The organism is Psychrobacter sp. AH5 (assembly GCF_040371085.1).
Classification (GTDB): domain Bacteria; phylum Pseudomonadota; class Gammaproteobacteria; order Pseudomonadales; family Moraxellaceae; genus Psychrobacter.
This window is the reverse complement of the sequence record NZ_JAMBMT010000001.1, coordinates 1,105,735-1,127,805: the sequence shown is the minus strand read 5'-3', so window position 1 is coordinate 1,127,805 and position 22,071 is coordinate 1,105,735. Positions and strand designations below refer to the sequence as shown.

Here is a 22,071-nt window from a genome sequence, read left to right as displayed (position 1 = left end):
TATTCCGGTAATTGCTTATAACGTGCAAAAATAATTGGCCTGCTCTAATTGACTAGTTTTACTTAAACACAAAAACCCAAACACTTAGCTTGATTTAACTTCAGAATAAAAAAGCAAAAGGGCAGATATTTATTAGATATCTGCCCTTTTGCTTATCGCCAAGGCTTTATGACTTGCTGTTAATTACTTAGCTATTCATGACTTGCTTAAGAATAATTTGAGTGTAATAGTTGGGCTATTTTTCGCTAATGGGTTGATGCTTGATGATGGTTTTTGCTAAATGATTGCCGAACCAAACCGCGGTATCCATATCGCCTTTACCAGGCGTCTCCTCCGGAGGGCCGTCAATTGACTGCGTCATCAAACCCAAGAAGCTCGATAAACGGTTTAGGTCATCATCGCCATGACCGGTAGGCATCAAAGGCAAGCCGATCCAATTCATGCCGTGCTGCATGCAGTAGAGATTAATTTGTTGCAGCACTGCTAGCTTATCACCGCTTAGTCCACCAGAATTGGCAAAAGCGGCTGCCCATTTGCCTTCCCATACGCGGTTATACCAACGCTTTGAGGTCTCATCCATAAAGGTTTTAAAACCAGCGGTGACACTGCCCATATAAACGGCGCTACCAAATACCAATAAATCAGCCTGATCCAAAAAATCCCAATCCACCTTGTGAACATCAACGGCTTTAACTTGCGAGTCAGCAAGCTGTTGACGCGCGCCAGTTACTATGGCTTGGGCGACGCGTTTGGTGTGACCATAATTACTATGATAAATCACCGCTATGGAGAGATTAGAGGTTTTATCAGTAGTACTGGCATCAGCAGCTTTAGATACAGAAGATATAGGTGTAGTCATATATGCTCTAATAATAGGTTTGTAATAGGTAATAGAGTTATCTAGCGACTGCGGACGATAACCAAAGCCATGCGGCCGGTAGCAGGTTGCTGCAAATGGGTCTGGCGGCGATAAGAATAATAGCTAGAATTCTCATAGCTACAATCAATAGCAGCATCATTTGCCACCCTAATAGCTAAGCTATTCAACTGAGCCGCAGCAAGCTTTGGTAAGTTAAGCTTAACTTTGTCTGCATATACTTTATCTGTGCTTAGAGTAGCGCAATTTGATAATTTATCAATACTCTTATATAAATCATCACTATTGATTTTATTCTCATTATTGCGGCCATCATCCAGCTTAATCTCAACAGATGATGGTCTGCTAAACAATAGCTCAAAATCTTTGAGCGTTGATACGTCTAATAACTTATTGTCAGTGCAGCCTGCTCGCAGTTTATCTAGCAGCTGACGATCTACTTCATAGTTGGCTTGACTGATACAAGCTCCTATCCAAGCCATGATAGGCTTACTGCTATCAAAACGCTCGAAAGTCGCTTTGATAACTCCGCAGGCTAGTCCTTGCCAACCTGCATGAATCGCTGCTATTTGACCGGTCGCTGGCTGATAAAGAGCGATTGGCACACAATCTGCGGTCATAATCGCCAGACCGACATTGCCGTGCTGACTGACCATAGCATCAGCATTCAAAGGCTGCATATTTAGGCAAGCGCTCTTAGTATCTATAATGTGAATGTGGTTACCATGGACTTGATTGACCCAGTGCAAACTAGCAATCGTCGATTGATGTTTTAAGCTTAACTGACTATTAATGGCGCTAAGAAGACGCATACGGTTGCTCAATACCTGCTTGCTATCGTCATTAACATGTAAACCTAGATTAAGCTCGCCATAGCTTGCCAGAGCTTTTTGTGATTGCTGATTTTTGACCAAAGGCTTAGCCTCATTAGTAGCAAAAGCTTTGGTTTGAAAAACAGCGACCTTATCAAGCTGAGCGATTAATTGCATTGGCAGATTATCTAGCGTGCTGGACTTGTCCGTCATATTTCGCGCTTCACATAGGTTTGAGTTGGCTAAAAAAGTGGTGATCACTATTGATAATTATTTAAGTGATAACTAATTATCAGTTGATGCTAATCATCCTTTAAGACAGCTATGAGCTGCTGCATATCATCGGGTAATGGCGTGGTAACCTCGATATCCTCGCCAGTCGTTGGATGCACAAAACCCAAAGTATAAGCATGTAAAGCTTGACGCGGAAAATTACTAATGGCTTGGCGCTGCTGCTCGCTAAGGCCTGCACGCAGTTGCCGGCGTCCCCCATAGACACGGTCGCCTACTATCGGATAGCTGATATGACTCAAATGCACGCGTATTTGATGGGTGCGACCAGTCTCAAGACCGACATCTAACAGGCAGTAATTATCATTTAAAGGCGTTATCTCTAATAAATGAGTAACCGCTTCACGTCCGGCCGTCATCACTGTCATCTTAGTACGCTGATTGCGGTGGCGACCGATTGGCGCATCGATACGGCGGTGACGCATAAGACTAGCTTTGTCCCCTGCCACCACGCATTGATAGTGACGATAGACGCTCTTATCTTTGAGCTGCTCCATTAATGCCATTTGTGCCGGCTTAGTCTTGCCAATCAGTAACAGCCCTGAGGTCTCTTTATCAATTCGGTGCACAAGACCTGCGCGCGGTAGATGATGCTGCTGCGGATAATGATAAAGTAGCGCATTGACTAGCGTACCTGTTTGATTGCCAGCTCCAGGATGCACCACCATGCCAACAGGCTTATTAATGACTAATACCGCGTCATCCTCGTATACCACTTCGATCGCGATGTTTTCTGGCTGATCTTCACTATGCTGCTCTAGCGTCGTTGATAGCTGTAGCACATCGCCTGTTTTGCAGCGATATTTAGGCTTCTCTACTTTATCATTACATAACAAGCTACCATCGCCGATCCAACCTTGTAGCTGTCCACGCGAAAAATCAGTAAACACTTGTGAGGCAAGCTTATCAATGCGTAACCCTGACTCATCTTCGCTCACGGTGTGTGTCACATCGATGACTTCTGGTATCGGTTGGCCTTTTTGCTGCTGCTCATAATCGCCATCTATTTGCTCATCATCAACATCATCGTCATCATTATAGTTAGCGTCAATGTCATCATAATCTTGATCATTAAAGTGAACTGATTCAGCATCAAAGTCTGTCAACGATACTTGATTATCAAGCGTTTTTTGATTTGAAGTCTGAGCAATACTTAAAGGTTTATCTGTGCTTGTAGCATTATTAGTCATAGCGGTTTCAGTAGTTGTAAAGTCACCATAGTGAGCTTTTTAAAATGTAGGCAGTGATCTGACAGCTAAGTTTATAGACTATCAAGCCAAAATGCCCGTTAAATAATTGCCATATTGTAGCATGGCAACTGCTCGAGCCGTAACGCCTCGCTAAGTTATCTAGCCGTTATTGTGTTATTTAGTGCCCTTTGGCTAACTCTCAGAACTATAACATGGCGGTAATTTACTGTATATTTGGCGATTGCCGCCGTATTCATTATCGCCCATTAGCGCCGCTCATGCTAAACTGTCGCAGTAGCTGTGCCAAGCTGATACCCAATGCTAAAATAAGGTTGCAATTTGGCCGCACTATCTTAACTAAAGCCGCTTCGCTTGCGAAAATAAACCCTGAAAAAATAGACGAAGCTTGTATTATTCTATAAAGTAGGCAGAACTTTGCTGGTAGCCTATGAGTTGAGCTACTACTGTCTTTTATCATTAACCTATTATTTAGCATGATAGCGCCGCTGCTATTATGTATTTTGTGCGGAGAGAAGTATGCGCCCTGTAGGCAACACGTTTATCAAATTATCTTCAATAACCTTGCTTTCTCTAAGTGTAAGCTTAGTCGGCTGCCAGACTTTTAAGAACCTCACAGGTAAAGATGTAGACGCCGTCGAAAAGGCTGAAAAATCTGAACAAGCTTATTATAGTGATGCCATTACTCAAATCGATAAAGGCCGCTATAACCAAGCTATCGAAGATTTGAATAATTTGCGCACCTTTTATCCTACTGGCCAATATGCTGAGCAAGCGCTCCTTGATCTCATGTACGCGCAGTATCAAAGCGGCAGCTATGAGCTAGCCGCGGCCAGCGCCGAACAGTTTATTCGCCTTTATCCTTCAAACCCGCAAGTTAGCTATGCTTATTATGTGCGCGGCGTGGCAAATATGGAAGGCTCCTCTGAAGGCCTAAAGCTATTTAAGATGAACCAAGCTGAGCGCGATACCTCTTATTTACGTATTGCTTTTGCTAATTTTCAAGAGCTTATTAATAAGTACCCTAGTAGCCCATACTCGCCTGATGCCGCTCAGCGTATGACTTTTATTTATAATCAGTTTGCCCAAAGTGAGCTGACAGCGGCCAATTGGTACATTGAGCGCGCCGCCTATGTCGCGGCCGTCAACCGTGCTAAATGGGTGGTACAGTACTATCCCCTAAGTGAGTCAGTGCCTGAAGCGCTAGCTATTTTGGCGTATGCTCATCAGCAATTGGGTATTACTGATTTGGCGCAAGAATATCAAACCTTACTACAGATTAATTATCCAAATTGGCTCACTAAAGAGGGACAAGTCAAGCTCAATACTAAGCGTGATCGCAACTGGCTCAATAAAGTCACTTTTGGTAAGCTGGGCCGCTCTGGTATTAGCGATACCTCTGTAGCCAGCGGTCAATATACAGGTGCGACCAAAGAGCAAATCATCCGCAGTGCTACGCAGCTGAGATTACCAAGTAATAATCAAGCCGCATTAAGCAATCAAAACGCTCCTTTGACTAACCTATCTACTGAGCGTAGTCGCGGTGTCAATATCGGTTTAGGGTTGCCTGAAAGCTCGACCGAACAAGTCTCAGGTCAAGGTAGTGCCAGCGCCGCTGCTAGAGAAGCCTCTGTCGATCCGCAGAACGTCAATCCTACCCGCCGCACCACTTTGCCTAATGATGATGGTCGCGACCGTATCCGCTTAGCGCCTGCTAATACAGATGTGGTTGAAGAAGAAGCTCAATAGCTAATACCATTAGTATTCACTTAGTTTTTAGCCTCACAACTTCACTATTATTAACACAGATGAATAGTAATAAGGTCAACGCTATCGTTGGCCTTATTTGCGTTTGCTGTTTTTAATAAAAGTCAGTATTTTTTGATGTCTATGGTAAAATATTTGTCCTTATGAGTATTCCAAACCATATCCTCGAGCAACTAAATAGCCAAGCTGACTTGATTAGCCTTATTGGCCGTCATACTACGCTTAAACGTGCCGGAAACGAGTACAAGGGCTGCTGCCCTTTTCATGGTGAAAAATCGCCCTCTTTTTATGTTAATCCACAAAAAAACATCTATCACTGTTTTGGCTGTAGTGTCGGCGGCAACGCTATTAGTTTTTTGCGTGATTATGAAAATCTGACGTTTATGGAGGCAGTCGATGAGCTGTCCAAACAAACGGGTATCGAAGTTCCCAAAGACGAGCAAAAAAACGTCAGCTATCAGCGCAGCAAACCCAAAGCCCGGGCGCCTGTCGCTCGAATAACGACAATAGCTCCTTCAAAACAACCGCCTTCAACAGCAGCGCAATCGACATCTTTATCAGACTCAGCGCCGCCTGATTATTACAGTGATTATAATAGTCAGGCTAACTATACTGACTATGACCCCTACCATAGCCCTGAAGCTTATGATCAACATTATGGCCAGTTACCAGCAGCTATACCTTATAGCGCCGATTATCATGCTAGCGACTATCACAATCAGCCGCCTGAGTGGCATAGCGCTGATGAGCATTCGCTGACGCTAGACCATGCTGGTATTGGCGCTAATACCAATGACAGTGTCAATGACAGTGTCAATGAGCAAGAAGGCAATTTGTATGAGCTATTAGAGCAGATTCAGCAGTTTTATCAGCGCAATTTGGCCACTCATCCGCATGCCAAGCATTATTTTAGTGCTCGCGGCGTCAGTGAACAAAGTATCGAAACCTTTGGCTTAGGCTACGCGCCTTTTGGTTGGCAGCACCTTGAGCATGAATTTCCGCAAGATATTGAAGGGTTAAAGGCGCTAGGGTTAGTACGTCAATCAGACTCAGGCCGCGATTACGATCTACTGCGCGATCGGATTATCTTCCCTATTCGTGACAATCAAGGACGCACGATAGGTTTTGGCGGGCGCGCGCTCGATGATGAGGTAAAACCTAAATATATCAACTCATCAGACTCGCCCGTCTTTCATAAGCAGCATGTGCTCTACGGCTATTATGAGTCGCGGCAACAGCGCGCCGATAGCTGGCTTGTGGTCGAAGGCTACATGGATGTCATCGCCCTTTATCAAGCAGGGATTTATGGCGCGGTGGCCTCGATGGGCACGGCTATCAATGAGAGTCAAATCTCGCGGCTACTCACCTTAAATCCTACTCTGACCTTAAGCTTTGATGGAGATAGCGCTGGACAAAAGGCCGCTTGGCGCACGCTAGAGATAGCACTGCCTGTGCTCGCTGATGACAAAGAGCTTAGGTTTTTGACGCTACCTAATAATCATGATCCCGATACTTTTATAAAAAGTAACGGTGCCGATGCTATGCGCGAGCAGATCAAAAATGCTGTGCCCTTATCGCAATACATCTTTGCTTATCTAAGCGAGCGCTATGATATGAGCCTGGCTGAAGGCAAAGCTAAGCTGATGTCACAAGTGCGAACGCTAACGACTTTATTGCCTAAAGGCAGTAGCTTTCGTTACCTGCTTAACAATGATATTTATCAAAAGCTAGGCGGCAGGCGCAGTCAGAACGCGGCTGCCAAAGATGCCTTATTAGATTTTGATGGCGAGATGACCATTAGCCAGCAGTTGCAGCTATGCTTTTTGTTTCAGCCGCAAGCGTTAATAGACGATCCTATCGAGGCTATTTGGCAACAAGCGGGACTCAATAACTTAAAACTGCCTGCCCATATTGAACAAAAAGCCTCAAGTGATGCTACGCGCGCTGTGGTTTGGGAGGACTTACAAGATAGCGGCTTACTGGAGCTGGTTAGCACCATTAAACGCTGTGCAAAGCACCTACCAAAAGATGCTAACGCGGCAGCGCATTTTGTACTCTCAAACCTTGATGCGACAAATCAAGCGACTTTAGGTCGTCACTGGAGCAGCTTTTATAAAACGTTAATGTCCAGAAACATCTTAAGCGTCGATGAGCTAATCGAGAACTTAGTCAGTCAACTATTAGAGCGTCATATGAGAAAGCTGATTAAAAATCCTGATTATGTCAAAGCGACTATTGTGCGCATGCAAAGTCAGCGCTTAAGCGACTGGCTACGAGCGCAGCAGGCTGAGCAATCAGCACAAATGATCAGTAGTTGATTTTGCAGTAAAAATTTTGAGCAAATGACATTTATAATAGCTAAGCCCTTTAAAATCATAGCTACTGGCCCCATCATCTATGATTATGCCCAATAGGCATTTAAAATCAGCGCTAAGCGCGTGATAGTTAATAAAAGTTATCCTTATACTGCTTTTAATGCCGATAGTCTCCTTTAGAGCGTCTGTGTTAAACTACGCCGTTAATAGCGACTATGTAGTATTTTTATATCATACTTTGTGTGCCTTTTTGCAGTTTGAATTATTTTGCATAGTAAATTTGGAGTAGCTAAATAAGATTAGCCCTACTACTTTATTTAGCCGTTTTATTGATGTTTTTGAGCCCTTATTCATATCAACTCATTGTTGCAATGATTGTTCAGCAAACCTTTAGAGGAATAAAAGTGACTGAGATATTCAGTGCTTTTAGAGGTTGCTCTATTTTATTGTAACAATGCCCGATGCAAGCGAGTATTTATGAACGATAATTCCTTATCTAAGTCCACCTCCCAGCTAGCTACCCTAATTCAGATGGGTAAAGAGCAAGGGTATCTAACCTATGCTGAGGTGAATGACCAGCTCCCTGACTCCATTACCGAAAGCGATCAGATCGAAGATATCGTCCAAATGCTGACAGACGTTGGGATTAAGATTTTTGAGTCTGCGCCTGACGCTGATGATATCTTGATGAATGATGACTCAAGTGACGATGATATGGCAGCCGATGAAGCGGCAGCGGTACTCGCCTCTGTTGAGACTGAGCCTGGTCGCACCACTGATCCTGTGCGTATGTATATGCGCGAGATGGGTACGGTCGATCTATTGACGCGTGAAGGCGAGATTGCTATTGCTAAGCGTATCGAGGAAGGTATTCGTGACGTCCAGCATGCGATGGCTTACTGGCCAGGCACGGTACAATTCGTGCTTGATGAGTATCAAAAAGTAGTCGAGGGTGAGAAAAAACTCTCTGATGTCATCACAGGCTTTTTGGATCCAGAAACCGAAGAGGATCGCATCGCAGCCAAAGAAGAAAAAGAGCGAGTCAAAGAAGAAAGAGAAAAAGCAAAAGAGGAGAGAGACAATCCTCCTATTATCAAGGTTAAAGCCAAAGATATCGATGACGAGGATGAAGACGAAGACGACACCGTTGAAGATGAGGTCGAAGAAGAAACTGGCGGTATCGATCCAGAAGAGGTGCGTATTCGCATAGAAGAGATTGAAGCACTATTTATCACTGCCAAAAAAGCGCTACTTGACTATGGCCGTGGTAGCGAGCAAGCCAAAGCCGCTTATGCTCTATTGGCTGAGCGCTTTATGATGCTAAAGCTCAATAACCGCATGTCCGATCAAGTAATGGCAATCATGCATGATGTCTATGATGATGTGCGTAAACAAGAGCGTCAAATCATGCGCCTAGTGATTCGCCGTGGTCGTATGCCGCGCTCTGAGTTTCGTAAGACTTTCCCAAGCAATGAGACTAATGTTGATTGGCTTACTGAGCGTCTCAAAGGCAAGCCTGCCTTTAGCGAGACGTTAGAAAAAGTCGTTGATGATGTGATCTTATTGCAGCGCAAAATCCGTGATTATGAGCAAAAGCTCGACATGGAGATTCACGATATGAAAGACGTCGCCCGCCGTATGGCAGTGGGTGAAGCCAAAGCGCGCCGTGCTAAAAAAGAGATGGTCGAAGCTAACCTTCGTCTGGTTATCTCTATCGCCAAAAAGTACACCAACCGTGGTCTACAGTTCTTGGATCTGATTCAAGAAGGTAACATTGGCTTGATGAAAGCGGTTGATAAGTTTGAATATCGCCGTGGTTATAAGTTCTCAACCTACGCTACTTGGTGGATTCGTCAGGCCATTACCCGCTCTATCGCCGATCAGGCGCGTACTATCCGTATTCCGGTGCACATGATTGAGACGATTAACAAGATTAACCGTGTCTCACGTCAACTCTTGCAAGAGATGGGCCGCGAGCCAACTCCTGAGGAATTGGGCGAACGTCTAGAGATGGATGAGGTTAAGGTGCGTAAAGTGCTAAAAATCGCTAAAGAGCCCATCTCTATGGAGACGCCAATCGGTGATGATGAAGATTCGCACTTAGGTGATTTCATCGAGGATTCAACGATTTCAAGTCCCGTCGATGATGCCACCTCAGCAGGTCTGCGTGAAGCTACTCGCGATGTGTTAGGTAACTTGACCGAACGTGAAGCGCGCGTGCTAAAAATGCGTTTTGGAATCGATATGCCAACCGATCATACCCTAGAGGAAGTCGGCAAGCAGTTCGACGTCACCCGTGAGCGTATTCGTCAGATCGAAGCCAAAGCCCTACGTAAACTACGTCATCCCTCACGCTCTGAGCATCTACGCTCGTTCCTTGAGAATGACTAATCTTGAAATCAAAAGCTTCAGTCCTTATAAAGACTTTAGCTTTTGAGTATAAAATAAGCAATAACCTTAAAAGCTGAGCTTGAGTCTCAGCTTTTTTGTGGCTTAGCATATAAATATAGCAACGAGCTTTGCTGCTTTTTAAATCAAAAATATAAACTATAATTCAATGATAAGGATTACCCATGAGTGATAACCAACCCCCTAAGAAAGAAGTCAATGTCTCTGATGTGTCATTAGGCAATAATGAGATCAAAGGCAAAAAAACTGATGTCCAAAATCCTGAGCTTTGGCAATTTCCTATGAATTATCCTATGAGCATCATCGGTAATGAGGGCGAGCATGACAGCTTACTCAATGAGGTGAAACTTATTTTAGGAAGTCAATTTCCAGATTTTGACTTAGCTTCTGTGCAAGTAAAACCGTCAAAAACAGGCCGCTTCCATTCGGTGCGAGTCAACTTATATCTAACCTCGGTTGAGCAAGTGAACAACCTCTACGCCGCGCTTGATAATGCCAAAACAGTACGCACAGTCATTTAATGAGTTAAATCTGCTTATCCGCTAATTATGATATCGTTAGATAAGTGGCTCTGTTGATTACTTTGATTATCGTCACTCTCTGGGTGACGATTTTTTATGGTATTAACAGGCAGTATCGGGTACAATCCTTGCCGCTATTTTACTATTGCGCTGCTATTTAATAGCGATAAAAAACTTAGAGTGACAAAAGCAAAAGACAAGCGATTTTTTACAATTTATTTTATGATTGTCGATATTTCTTCTAAGCCTTATGCCATCACTCTTTGCTCAAATTTGAACTACCCTCCTACCTGCAACAACATAAATTCAATCTAAAATCAATATAGCATTTTCAAATTATTCCCGCTATATTGTGCCTACTTACTAACAAACACGCTATATGTAGTGCTCAGTGGTTTTTATCATCACTAGGGCTATCGGTATTGTTTTGTCTAAAAAAACTTAGCCATAGTACTAATACCGTTATAAAAACGTATAGCGTGATAATAATATAGCTCAGTTTTTTGACTGGCTAATATCCATATCACCAAAACATTTGTGAGGGCAGCATGACACATATTGACAAAATCCAAGTAACCAAACGTGACGGACGTCTTGAGCCTATTAATTTGGACAAAATCCATAAGGTTATAGAATGGGCCGCCCACGATTTGGATAATGTGTCAGTCTCACAAGTCGAGCTAAAATCACACATTCAGTTCTATGAAGGTATCAAAACTCGCGACATCCATGAGACTATTATCAAATCGGCTGCTGATTTGATCTCAGAAGAGACGCCTGACTATCAGTATTTAGCGGCGCGCTTGGCTATCTTTCATCTGCGTAAAATCGCTTATAATCGTTTTACCCCGCCGCATCTATTTGATCATGTCACTACTCTTACCAAATCGGGCAAGTATGATGAGCACATCCTAGCCGATTATAGCCGCGAGGAATTTGACGAGCTAGAAGCCTATCTAGATCACTGGCGCGATATGAATCTTGCTTATGCGGCGGTTGAGCAAATGGCGGGTAAATACTTAGTACAAGATCGCGTCACTAAGACCGTTTATGAGAGTCCGCAGTTTTTGTACATGCTGGTCGGTATGTGTCTATTTGCCAATTATGACAAAGGCGAGCGTTTAAACTACGTCAAACGCTTTTATGATGCCACCTCACAGTTTAAGATTTCCTTGCCCACACCTATCATGTCAGGCGTGCGTACACCATCGCGTCAGTTTAGCTCATGCGTGCTCATTGAGTGCGGTGATAGCCTCGACTCTATCAACGCCACCACCAGCGCTATCGTGCGTTATGTGTCGCAGCGCGCCGGTATCGGGATTAACGCTGGTCGCATCCGCGCGCTAGGTAGCCCAATTCGCGGCGGTGAAGCTCAGCATACCGGCTGTATTCCGTTCTACAAGTTATTCCAAACCGCAGTCAAATGCTGCTCACAAGGCGGCGTGCGCGGCGGGGCGGCAACGCTGTTTTATCCATTATGGCATTTAGAAGTCGAGTCGCTGTTAGTGTTGAAAAATAACCGCGGTGTCGAAGACAACCGTGTGCGTCATATGGATTATGGCGTACAGATTAACAAAACCTTGTATACGCGTTTGATCAAAGGCCAAGACATCACCCTATTCTCGCCTGATGATACTCCAGGTCTTTATGATGCTTTCTTTGAAGATCAAGACAAATTTGAAGAGCTGTACACCAAATATGAAGGTGATGAATCTATTCGTCAGCGCCAAGTCCCCGCAGCGGATCTATTTAGCTTGATGATGCAAGAGCGCGCCAGCACGGGCCGTATCTATATTCAAAACGTCGACCATTGCAACACCCATAGTCCGTTTGACGCCACCGTTGCGCCGATTCGCCAGTCTAATCTATGTATGGAGATTGCCCTACCGACCAAGCCGCTTGATAACATCAATGATGAAGAGGGTGAGATCGCCCTATGTACGCTATCAGCCGTTAATCTAGGCAAAGTCGATAACGTCAGCGATATCGAAGAGCCGGCCGAACTGATCGTGCGTGCGCTCGATGCCCTACTCGACTATCAAGACTATCCCGTCAAAGCCGCTCATAATGGTAGCATGCGTCGCCGTACCCTCGGTGTTGGCGTCATTAACTATGCCTATTACCTTGCGAAGAATGGCGTACGCTATTCAGACGACTCAGCATTGGGTCTCACCCATCAAACCTTTGAAGCCTTGCAGTACTATCTACTAAAAGCCTCAAATAAACTCGCAAAAGAGCAAGGCGCGTGCCCTGCCTTTAACGAGACGACCTATTCGCAAGGTATCTTGCCGATTGATACCTATAAAAAGGATTTGGATAAGATTTGTCAAGAGCCATTGCATCTGGACTGGGAAACCTTGCGCGGCGAGATTACCGAACACGGTCTACGCAACTCGACCCTCACTGCACTGATGCCGTCTGAAACCTCTAGCCAGATTGCTAATGCTACTAATGGTATCGAGCCACCACGCGGTCTGGTCTCTATCAAAGCGTCCAAAGATGGCATCCTCAAGCAAGTCGTGCCTGAAATTGAAAAGCTACGTGGTCAATACGAGCTACTATGGCAAATGCCCAACAACGATGGCTATATCAAGCTGGTCGCTATCATGCAGAAGTTCGTTGACCAAAGTATCTCAGCCAATACCAACTACGATCCGGTTCGTTATGAAGGTGGCCGTGTACCGATGAAGATATTGCTTAAGGATCTACTTAACGCGTATAAGCTTGGCGTAAAGACTTTGTATTATCACAACACGCGTGATGGTGCGAACGATGCCCAAGCGGATATGGAAGATGATTGTGCTGGTGGGGCTTGTAAGATTTAAGCAAGTGATGAATGGCGGGTTTGGCTTTTGGGTGGAATCCGCTATTGAGTACTATAAATTCAAATTTATCAAGGATTAGATAATGGCAAAGACAGTTAGTTCAGCCTTTACCGAGTTTATGAGAAACACTGTAAATCTAGAAAGCCAAAAAGTTGAGCAAGCACGTCGTAGCAGAGACTTCTTAAAGAGTAAGATAAGTAATTTTGACGATTTTTTCCCACTATATAGTGACAGAAATATTGATTACGGCTCATTTGCACGGAAGACAAAAATACGTGAGCTTGATGATATTGATATGATATTTACTCTAAAAGCCAATGGCTGTACTTGGTTTGAAGACTATAATGGAACGGTTTACCTAAATCCTCCAGAGTATTCGCAAGACTACAATAACTTCTGCCATCCAAATTCCTTGAATCTTAATTCTAGAAAAATAATAAATAAGTTCATAATATCTCTAAAATCCATACCTCATTACACTAAGGCTAATATACATCGCAATATGCAGTCAGTAAGTTTTACGTTGGACAGTTATGACTGGAATTTTGATATTGTTCCAGCATTTATGACTACAGAAGATATATTTGGGAAAAGCTATTATCTCATTCCAGACGGGTATGGTAACTGGATGAAAACTGATCCTAGAATTGACAGAGCAAGAGTTACTAGAATTAATCAAAAAAATAATGGCAGAATATTAGACATTATTAGAATTATCAAATATTGGCAACGTCGAGCTACGATGCCATCTATATCCTCTTATTTATTGGAAAATATCGTATTAGAATATTACGAGAACAATAATTCAACTGGTTACATAGATTTCGATATTAGGGATATATTTCGATATTTAGTTGATAGAATTTATCAGGATTTACAAGATCCAAAAGGAATACAGGGTAATATTAATACTTTAACATTTGAAGACAAGATTAAGATTTCTTATAAAGCGAATAATGATTTTACGATAGCTAACAATGCAATTCGTTTTGAAACTCAAGAGAAAAACCATATAAGTTCAATTATTGAATGGCGTAAAATATTTGGTAGCAATTTTCCAGATTATGGATAAGCGTAATGAAAAGCATAGTAGAGAATCAGAAAAAAGAGAAAGCCATTGAGGCAGGCTTAGCTTTTCGTCAGGCTTATAATTACTCTAAAGGCTATAAGACTGCTCTATGGGGACTAACTTTTTTGTTAGCTATAGTTCAATTTTTAGCTGTTTTAGTTGATAAAAATCAAATATATGGCGCTTATTTAGAAGTTTTCGTGGTCTCAATATTAGCTCTATATATTTTGCTTAGCAGTTTTGGTAAAGCAAGAATGAGATATTGGAAAGATATAGGATGTAAAATTCAAGAGCTTCACGACTTTTACACACTTGATGTAGGAAATAAGCCAAGTAAATTTGCATTACTTCCTTCACTGATACAATCATTATATAAAAAACGTCTCAAAAAAAATAATGAAGATATACTTAGTTTTTCTACTTGGTGGAGTTCAAATTTAGAAGAGATCGACTTTCCGAGAGCTAGACTAATATGTGTATATAGTACTTTTTCATGGGAGTTAGAACTTAGGAAGAAATACCAGTTTTTTCTAATTATAATAATCTCAATTGGTATTCTAATACCAATTGCAATCTCCATTGTTATGAATTTCACTGCTAGAGACATTATTATATTTGGGCTAGTACCTATTGTGCCATTTATTTCTTTAGTCTTAGAAGAGTTATTAGAAAATATAGAATGTATAAAAACAGCTAACTCTATTCGAACAGATAGCTGCCATGTATGGGACAACGTGTTAGACAACAGGCTTAATGTTGAAGATATAAATTCGAAAACCATTGAGTTAATGAGTAGATGGCAGATCTATAGATTAATGACTTTACCTATTTTTGAATGGCTATATAAGTTAACTCAGCAAAAAATGAATAATGAAATGCTAGTTAATACTGACTCATTGATTGAAGAAGTTAAAGAATTAGACAACTCGATTTAATATATTACTTACTTTAAACCAGAATTGATGACGCCTTAGAAACACTAGATAAAGTTGTAGTATGCGCCCAGCGCACCGATGATATGGAAACTGTATTTAAATGTGCGCGAGGCGCACCCTATACCTACTCTACGATTTTTAGGAGCTACTCATGACACAAAACGAATTCAAAAATTTGCTTTACAGTATAGGCTTCAATCCCGTAGAGAGTTTTTCTGGTATAGGTATTATTATTTGTGAATCTACTTCTGACCTACCTATAGTTAGTTTGCGAGATGATTACCCAAATATTAAGGGTTCGTCTACTCATGTGCTATCAGAAATTTCTAGCCTCAAAAGTAATTATCATGACGGTTTTCATATAGTAAATGAAAAAGGAGAGCTTACACATGTTGCTCAATATTTTTCTCCACCTATTGTTGATGAAAAACTTATTGATAAATCCCGACTTGTAGGAGGACGTTTTATAGCCGCCTTGTTTGGTTCAGTTCTTCAAGACGTAATAATGACTGGAATTGTAAGTAAAGATCGTAAGGCTTCTATTTTTGTAGATGGTAAAGAAGTTTATTTTGAGGATTATTCATGATCAATTTACTTCCAATTGGGAAGTTAATTTCTCTTATTGCTGTCATGTATGCTGTAGTTACTGGCCTCATTCTTTGGGCTATATTTGATAAAAATACATCTTTTATGACTGCAATATCAACTGCTATTGGTGGTTCAACTTTACTAAACGTTTTACTAATAGCGATTTTTTATTTTGGATGGCAAATTATATGGAAAATCTGTCCAGCCCTCAATAAAATCTTGTTTCCAAACTTAAATGGAACTTGGGATATGGTTATTCATTATGAGTGGGAAGGTAAAAAAGGCACTTCTAATGCTAAAGCAGTAATAACTCAGAACTTTCTCAAGATTGGCATGGATGTAGAAGCTGAAGATTCAGATTCTCAAACATTGATGGCTAAGCCTAAGAAGGATGCCGAGACAGGACGAGCTGAATTATATTACATCTTTTTAACAACACCTAAAGATAAAGGTGATATTAGATCTAAAGCGCCATATAAAGGTGCTGCTATTCTGAAACTTAACCTCCATTGCGATCAAAAAATGGAAGGAAACTATTTCACTGACCGTAAAACATGCGGTTATTACGAGCTTGAACGTACTAGCACACCCATAAGACGAAAAAATTTAAAAAGTACATAAGATGCGCCTTGCAATCAAATAATAGTTTTACTTAGAAAGACAAGTCATAACTAGGCTTTTTAGCCCCGACTATAGCGGTATCCTGCTGACGACGATGGCGATGTAGAAAATCATAGATTTTCTCTTGCGTCGGGGTAAGTGTCCCCCAGACACTTACTACTTCCCTCCTCATGTGGTGGGCGTGGTATCGAGACAACAGGAATGCGGTCAGACACGATAGACTGCACCCCAGCGGCTAGGCAGATACAAGCGGTAGGCGGGATCGGCTACCCAAGATATTTAAAATTAATGCAATAACAAATAAGACCTAATTTTCGTGCTAAAATTAGCCCTATATTTAGAGCTTAATATTAGTGGAGATTAAATCATGCAACCGATATTTGCGACACAGACAGCCAGTATCTCAGAGCTTAAGACCAACCCTTCTGCATTGATTAAACAGTCAGACGGTGAATCCATTGCTATCTTAAACCACAATAAACCCGTGGCTTACTTAGTATCAACAGACATGTTTGAGCGTATGATGGAAGCAATGGACGATATGGCATTGAGCCAAACCGTGAGCGCACGAATGAATGACGGGCAAATACCTGTAAAGGTCACGTTGGATGACTTATAATCTTGAGTTTCATCCTTTGGCATTAAAAGAGTGGAAAAAGCTTGCGCCAAGTATTCAACAGCAATTTAAGAAAAAATTACAGCAGCGCCTGTTCAACCCTCATGTGCCAGCGTCAAAGCTCTCAGGACATACAGACGCCTATAAAATCAAGTTACGCACCATAGGCTATCGGCTGGTGTATACCGTAAAAGATGATGTAGTGGTGGTTTATGTGCTAGCCGTAGGCAAAAGAGAAAACAACAAAGTGTATGATAGCCTGACAACGCGTAAGCGTTAACGAAACGTGATGTTAAATCATAGCATTTTAAGCTCAAGCTTTATGACTATAATAAAGATGGCACAAAAACGACGGAGGTCACAGACGTGAGCTATACCGCAATCATCAAAGACGGTGGTTTGTTTATCCCTAACGTATTTTCAGAGCTAAACGATGGTAGCTCGCACATCGTGCAAGTAGCCGTCGATATCGAAGCGGTACGAGAGCAATTAGACCCAAACGCTACCCTAAATCAAGAATCCGCAAAAAAAGAGGCTGTGAAAGCCACGAAAAAACCAGTAAAACGAGCAACTAAGAAAGCCGCTATAAAACAGCCTCAAGAAGAAGGATTGAGCGTACAGCGTAAAAGCGCTATTGATGAATTAGAGGCTTTAGATGATGGAGAGCTCAGCGAGATATTTAAAGCTTATGTCAACGAGGGTCAGATATCTTTGGAGAATTTGTAGTTTATTTTGCAACGCACCCTGTAGAATGTATATAAAGTTTAAATTAATCAACCAGATAATTAAAAAGGCAGTCCCATGACTTATTCAATCTTTAATCAAACCCCGAATGACGCAATGAAAGAGCCGATGTTTTTTGGTCAGCCAGTCAATGTTGCCCGCTATGATCAACAAAAGCACCCCATCTTTGAGCAATTGATTGAAAAGCAGCTATCTTTTTTCTGGCGTCCAGAAGAGGTCGATGTCTCAAAAGATCGTATCGACTTTAGTAATTTGTCTTCGCATGAGCAGCATATCTTCTTGAGTAACCTTAAGTACCAGACCCTACTCGACTCTATTCAAGGTCGTAGCCCAAACGTCGTGTTGCTGCCGTTAGTGTCTATTCCAGAGCTGGAGACTTGGATTGAGACTTGGACGTTTAGTGAGACCATTCACTCGCGCAGCTATACTCATATCATCCGTAATATTGTCAATGACCCAGGGCTGATATTTGATGACATTATGCAAAACGAGCATATCTTAGAGCGCGCCTCTGACATTGCCAAATACTATGATGATTTGTATTACAACGCCCAGCTATACAACCTCTATGGCGCTGGCACTCATAGCGTCAATGGCGAGCAAATCACTGTTGATCTACGGATATTAAAGAAGCAATTATACCTATGCATCATGGCGGTCAACGTCTTAGAAGCCATTCGTTTTTATGTCTCCTTCGCTTGCTCATTTGCCTTTGCTGAGCGCAAATTGATGGAAGGTAATGCCAAAATCATTAAGCTAATCGCGCGTGATGAAGCGCTACATCTAACTGGCACTCAGCATATGCTCAATCTGATGCGTAATGGTCGCGATGATCCTGAAATGGTGGAGATCGCCGCGGAGTGTTATGAAGAAGGTATTGAGATCTTCCGAAAAGCGGCTGAACAAGAAAAAGAATGGGCCGGATATCTGTTTAAAGATGGCTCAATGATTGGGCTGAATAAAGACATTCTTTGCCAATATATTGAGTACATTACTAACTTGCGTATGGAGGCGGTAGGCTTGCCGTCAGCCTTTCCAAACTCTAAGTCTAACCCTATTCCTTGGATCAATACTTGGTTGTCATCCGACAATGTACAAGTGGCGCCGCAAGAGACTGAGATTAGCTCATACTTAGTTGGCCAGATTAATTCTGACTTGTCCGATAGCGACTTTGATGACTTTGAATTATAAAAAACGGTAAATAAAGTTGTAAGTGACCGATAGCTAATATAATTATTTTTCAGCAGTAAAGCATGGCAGGATTGATTATGACATGGGTTATGACCAGCAAGCAGCAGTTCTATTTACATGATGACGAGAGTCTCTTGGATGGACTTTTGCGTACCGGCCATGAGGTCAATTTTCAATGTAAAGAAGGTTATTGTGGCAGTTGCCGAGTACGCCGTATCGCCAGCTCGCATATCGTAGAATACCCATTTGAGCCGCTAGCGATGATTGAAGACGATGAGATTTTGCCTTGCTGTTGCCGCGTAAAAGGGGTGATTTATATCGATCATGAAGCGATAAAAAGCTAGTGTTTGTTTATTCAAGCAAACTTTAGGATTAGTCTAAAAGCATTTGGCAAATCTTTGCAATTACAACACTACTCTCAAGCTAAAAAAACGCGCTATCTTATAAAGATAGCGCGTTTTTATTTATTACTATTAAGGTTAATCTACAGCCTCTTATAAAGCTGTCGTCATAAATTTTATCATACTATTGAGGCACCCCTTGGTCCTCAAAGAGCTTCATAAGCTCCTCGCGCATACGGTCGCGCTCCTCCTCTGTCATCATAGGCCGCTCTTGCGACTGACCTTGATAATTAGGCTGCCCTCCAGGAATACCCTCTACGACCACGGGACGCTGTATCACTTCTTGAGCAGGACGCTCTTGCAAAGTAATCTCAACTTGAGCGTTTTTGCCATTACGTAATATTTGCGCGTTGAGTACGGTATTAGGCGGTTTACGAGCGACATACTGAATAAGAGTATTGGCATCGGTCATCTCGACATCATCAATAGTTAGGATGATATCGCCTACTTGCAAGCCGCTTTTGGCTGCTGGGCCTTGTGGTACTACATTTAATACTTCCACACCAGTAGAGGTCTCAAGCTGCGTCGGATCACGTAGCTGCGACTGTATCTCAATCCCTAACCAACCACGGCTGACGCGACCATCTTTGATCAAGGCATTCATCACTTGTTCAACGAGCGCCGTTGGAATTGCGAAGCCAATACCCATTGAGCCGCCTGAGCGTGAAAAAATCACGGTATTGATCCCAACCAGCTCACCGTGAGCATCGACCAGCGCGCCGCCTGAATTACCAGGGTTGATAGCGGCGTCAGTTTGTATAAAGTCCTCAAACTTATTGACACCAAGTCCTGTACGACCTGTAGCTGAGATGATACCTTGAGTCACGGTTTGTCCCACGCCAAATGGGTTACCAATAGCTAGCGCTAAATCACCGACTCGAATAGGCTCTTCACGAAACCCTAACGGCGTAAGGCCCGTCATATCCACTCGAATCACCGCCAAATCACTATCGGGATCAGTACCGATAACCTTGGCGCGGCTTTTACGGCCATCACTGAAGGCCACGGTAATCTCATCCGCCTTCTCGACCACATGCGCATTGGTGACGATATAGCCATCTTCTGAGACGATAACCCCTGAGCCTAAGTTAGTCGGCCCTGCACCTTGCTGCTCGCCATGATTTTCAAAAAAGCGGCGTAATACCGGATCATCGATATAAGGATGCTCTGCCATCGCTTGCGTGGTATAGATATTGACCACCGATTGCGAAGCACGCGCCACCGCATTATGATAAGAGGAGATAGGCGCTGGCGTGTCTGCTACTGGCGCTGAAGCTTGCTGCTCGGCAGGTGTGGTTCTAGGCGGCTCCCATGTATTAGATGGCGTTTTCATACTCATAAATAGCCAAACAAACCCTGCCATGAATATCAGTAACAAAACCCAAGGTAACCACTGCCAAAAGGTTGCTTTGCTTTTAGGCTTTGGGGATGATGACATATATGACCTCTATGAATTTAAGTGTAAAAATAAATAATAAGGTGCTAGGGTATATCCTGACACTCTTACAAAACAAATACTGGTGAATACGAATTATAACTGTGCTTATTATACAATAGTAAGCCATCGTGTAGCCTTTCAGTTATTACGTTTAGCAGTAGTCTTACGCACTATAAGTTAATGACTATAGTCGTTTCACCTTAAAACAATATCTAAAAATAGCATTCAAATACAACAAACAAAACAAGCCGCTAAAAAGAACAAGCCAATAATAGGATAAAGCATGTCAAACACCCCTCAAGCCCCAATATCGCCGGCTACTAGTAAGAGCCAACCTTTAGCTATAAGCCCGCAACAGCTAGCAGAATTTTGTAATAATTATCTACAAGTCGATAGTTTTAAAGATTATTGCCCAAATGGTTTACAAGTCGATGCTGGCCGGCCTATTCAGCGTATTATAACTGGCGTAACAGCTTGTGAAGCTTTGATTGATGCCGCTATTGCTGCCAAGGCGGATGCCATTATGGTCCATCATGGTTATTTTTGGAAAGGAGAGCCTGAGCCGATAGTAGGTATGAAAGGCAAGCGCATTCGTAAATTGATGCAACATGGTATCTCGCTGATTGCCTACCACTTACCGCTTGATGCCCATCCGGTGATTGGCAATAACGCTGTGCTTGCACAAAGCTTGGGGCTAACTATTACTGGTGCTCTTTATCCTCATGAGTCGCATCCGGTAGGCAATATAGCAACTAGTAAGCCGCAAACGGCAGCAGATCTGATAAAAACCATTACTAAGGTATTAGATCGTAAGCCTTTGCATATTTCAAGTAATGATAAGCCAAGTGGAATTGAAAATAGTGATATTAATACTGAGCAGTCAGACTTATCTACGGTAACAAATGATAGCTCTCTCACTGACATCTCGGCATCAGCCAATCCTAAGCTAATTGAGCGTATAGCTATATGTACTGGGGGCGCACAGGATATGATTGAACAAGCTGCTGCGATGAACTGTGATGCTTATATTTCAGGCGAAATCTCAGAAAGAACCACCCATAGCGCTCGCGAGCTGGGAGTGGATTATTTTGCTTGCGGTCATCATGCCACTGAACGCGGTGGTATCAAAGCGTTTGGAGAATTAGTAAGTAAACAATTTAACTTAGAAGTCGATTTTATTGATATTGTCAACCCTGCATGACTGTTAAGTTTTATTACTGCTTTGTTAACATAGCTTGAATAATTGCTATTTTTGCCGCAAATAGTATCCTTGTAAAAAGAATGTTTTGTCATGAAACTTTCCATTAACTACAGCCTCCGGTTATAGCACTAAGCGCTTTACCATTATTAAGGTAAAGCAGTTGATCTAAAGGCTTAAATTATTTAAGTCTTTAAGTTAGCTTAGCGTTGCAATCACTGCGAAACTTACTCTCAAAGAGCATC

At 42.4% G+C, this 22,071-nt stretch carries 20 protein-coding genes; 16 read left to right on the top strand and 4 right to left on the bottom strand.

What is annotated here, in order from left to right; all coding sequences use genetic code 11:
• Positions 1 to 235: 235 nt before the first annotated feature.
• From M0N77_RS04775 to M0N77_RS04765, 3 genes are all read right to left on the bottom strand, one after another.
• Positions 236 to 859, bottom strand: coding sequence for a flavodoxin family protein (locus M0N77_RS04775; RefSeq protein ID WP_353104002.1), 624 nt, complete (start codon positions 857 to 859; stop codon positions 236 to 238).
• 41 nt (positions 860 to 900) lie between these two features.
• A complete protein-coding gene (locus tag M0N77_RS04770) occupies positions 901 to 1,902 on the bottom strand; it encodes a polyphenol oxidase family protein (protein ID WP_353104000.1) in 1,002 nt (333 codons plus the stop codon).
• An 89-nt stretch (positions 1,903 to 1,991) separates the two neighbouring features.
• Complete coding sequence (locus M0N77_RS04765; protein WP_353103998.1) at positions 1,992 to 3,170, bottom strand: RluA family pseudouridine synthase; 1,179 nt, start codon at positions 3,168 to 3,170, stop codon at positions 1,992 to 1,994.
• A gap of 212 nt (positions 3,171 to 3,382) precedes the next feature.
• On the opposite strand from M0N77_RS04765, the gene M0N77_RS04760 reads away from it, so the two are divergent.
• From M0N77_RS04760 to yfaE, 15 genes are all read left to right on the top strand, one after another.
• Entirely contained in the window at positions 3,383 to 3,592 is a 210-nt protein-coding gene (locus M0N77_RS04760) for a hypothetical protein (protein ID WP_353103996.1), read from the top strand.
• Positions 3,593 to 3,707: 115 nt separating this feature from the next.
• Positions 3,708 to 4,937, top strand: a complete 1,230-nt coding sequence (locus M0N77_RS04755) for an outer membrane protein assembly factor BamD (protein ID WP_353103995.1) — start codon at positions 3,708 to 3,710, stop codon at positions 4,935 to 4,937.
• A 161-nt stretch (positions 4,938 to 5,098) separates the two neighbouring features.
• Positions 5,099 to 7,273 carry a DNA primase gene (gene dnaG / locus M0N77_RS04750; RefSeq protein ID WP_353103993.1) on the top strand — a complete coding sequence of 725 codons (2,175 nt, stop codon included), beginning with the start codon at positions 5,099 to 5,101 and terminating at the stop codon, positions 7,271 to 7,273.
• 474 nt (positions 7,274 to 7,747) lie between these two features.
• On the top strand, positions 7,748 to 9,661 hold the full coding sequence (gene rpoD, locus M0N77_RS04745; protein WP_353103991.1) for an RNA polymerase sigma factor RpoD: 1,914 nt from the start codon (positions 7,748 to 7,750) through the stop codon (positions 9,659 to 9,661).
• Positions 9,662 to 9,843: 182 nt separating this feature from the next.
• The gene (locus tag M0N77_RS04740) at positions 9,844 to 10,200 is read left to right on the top strand and encodes a DUF493 domain-containing protein (protein WP_353103989.1); all 357 of its coding nucleotides are present in this window, start codon (positions 9,844 to 9,846) and stop codon (positions 10,198 to 10,200) included.
• A 548-nt stretch (positions 10,201 to 10,748) separates the two neighbouring features.
• A complete protein-coding gene (nrdA, locus tag M0N77_RS04735) occupies positions 10,749 to 13,025 on the top strand; it encodes a class 1a ribonucleoside-diphosphate reductase subunit alpha (RefSeq protein WP_353103988.1) in 2,277 nt (758 codons plus the stop codon).
• 82 nt (positions 13,026 to 13,107) lie between these two features.
• Positions 13,108 to 14,097 (top strand): nucleotidyltransferase, encoded by a 990-nt coding sequence (locus M0N77_RS04730; RefSeq protein ID WP_353103986.1) that lies wholly within the window; start codon positions 13,108 to 13,110, stop codon positions 14,095 to 14,097.
• 5 nt (positions 14,098 to 14,102) lie between these two features.
• Positions 14,103 to 15,029 (top strand): S-4TM family putative pore-forming effector, encoded by a 927-nt coding sequence (locus M0N77_RS04725; protein ID WP_353103984.1) that lies wholly within the window; start codon positions 14,103 to 14,105, stop codon positions 15,027 to 15,029.
• A gap of 151 nt (positions 15,030 to 15,180) precedes the next feature.
• Entirely contained in the window at positions 15,181 to 15,615 is a 435-nt protein-coding gene (locus tag M0N77_RS04720) for a hypothetical protein (RefSeq protein ID WP_353103982.1), read from the top strand.
• Positions 15,612 to 16,238, top strand: coding sequence for a hypothetical protein (locus tag M0N77_RS04715; protein ID WP_353103980.1), 627 nt, complete (start codon positions 15,612 to 15,614; stop codon positions 16,236 to 16,238). Before M0N77_RS04720 ends, M0N77_RS04715 begins: the two co-directional genes overlap by 4 nt.
• Positions 16,239 to 16,605: 367 nt before the next feature.
• The gene (locus M0N77_RS04710) at positions 16,606 to 16,857 is read left to right on the top strand and encodes a type II toxin-antitoxin system Phd/YefM family antitoxin (RefSeq protein ID WP_353103978.1); all 252 of its coding nucleotides are present in this window, start codon (positions 16,606 to 16,608) and stop codon (positions 16,855 to 16,857) included.
• Positions 16,847 to 17,134, top strand: a complete 288-nt coding sequence (locus M0N77_RS04705) for a type II toxin-antitoxin system mRNA interferase toxin, RelE/StbE family (protein WP_353103977.1) — start codon at positions 16,847 to 16,849, stop codon at positions 17,132 to 17,134. Before M0N77_RS04710 ends, M0N77_RS04705 begins: the two co-directional genes overlap by 11 nt.
• 86 nt (positions 17,135 to 17,220) lie before the next feature.
• A complete protein-coding gene (locus M0N77_RS04700) occupies positions 17,221 to 17,580 on the top strand; it encodes a hypothetical protein (RefSeq protein WP_353103975.1) in 360 nt (119 codons plus the stop codon).
• Positions 17,581 to 17,655: 75 nt separating this feature from the next.
• Positions 17,656 to 18,789: a class Ia ribonucleoside-diphosphate reductase subunit beta gene (gene nrdB, locus M0N77_RS04695; RefSeq protein ID WP_353103973.1), complete on the top strand. Its 1,134-nt coding sequence runs from the start codon at positions 17,656 to 17,658 to the stop codon at positions 18,787 to 18,789.
• A 77-nt stretch (positions 18,790 to 18,866) separates the two neighbouring features.
• Positions 18,867 to 19,133, top strand: coding sequence for a class I ribonucleotide reductase maintenance protein YfaE (gene yfaE, locus M0N77_RS04690; RefSeq protein WP_353105571.1), 267 nt, complete (start codon positions 18,867 to 18,869; stop codon positions 19,131 to 19,133).
• A gap of 181 nt (positions 19,134 to 19,314) precedes the next feature.
• Here yfaE and M0N77_RS04685 read toward each other — a convergent pair whose 3' ends face one another.
• A complete protein-coding gene (locus M0N77_RS04685) occupies positions 19,315 to 20,628 on the bottom strand; it encodes a trypsin-like peptidase domain-containing protein (RefSeq protein WP_353103971.1) in 1,314 nt (437 codons plus the stop codon).
• Positions 20,629 to 20,911: 283 nt separating this feature from the next.
• Here M0N77_RS04685 and M0N77_RS04680 point away from each other — a divergent pair, with 283 nt between their 5' ends.
• Entirely contained in the window at positions 20,912 to 21,829 is a 918-nt protein-coding gene (locus M0N77_RS04680) for a Nif3-like dinuclear metal center hexameric protein (RefSeq protein ID WP_353103969.1), read from the top strand.
• Positions 21,830 to 22,071 lie beyond the last annotated feature (242 nt).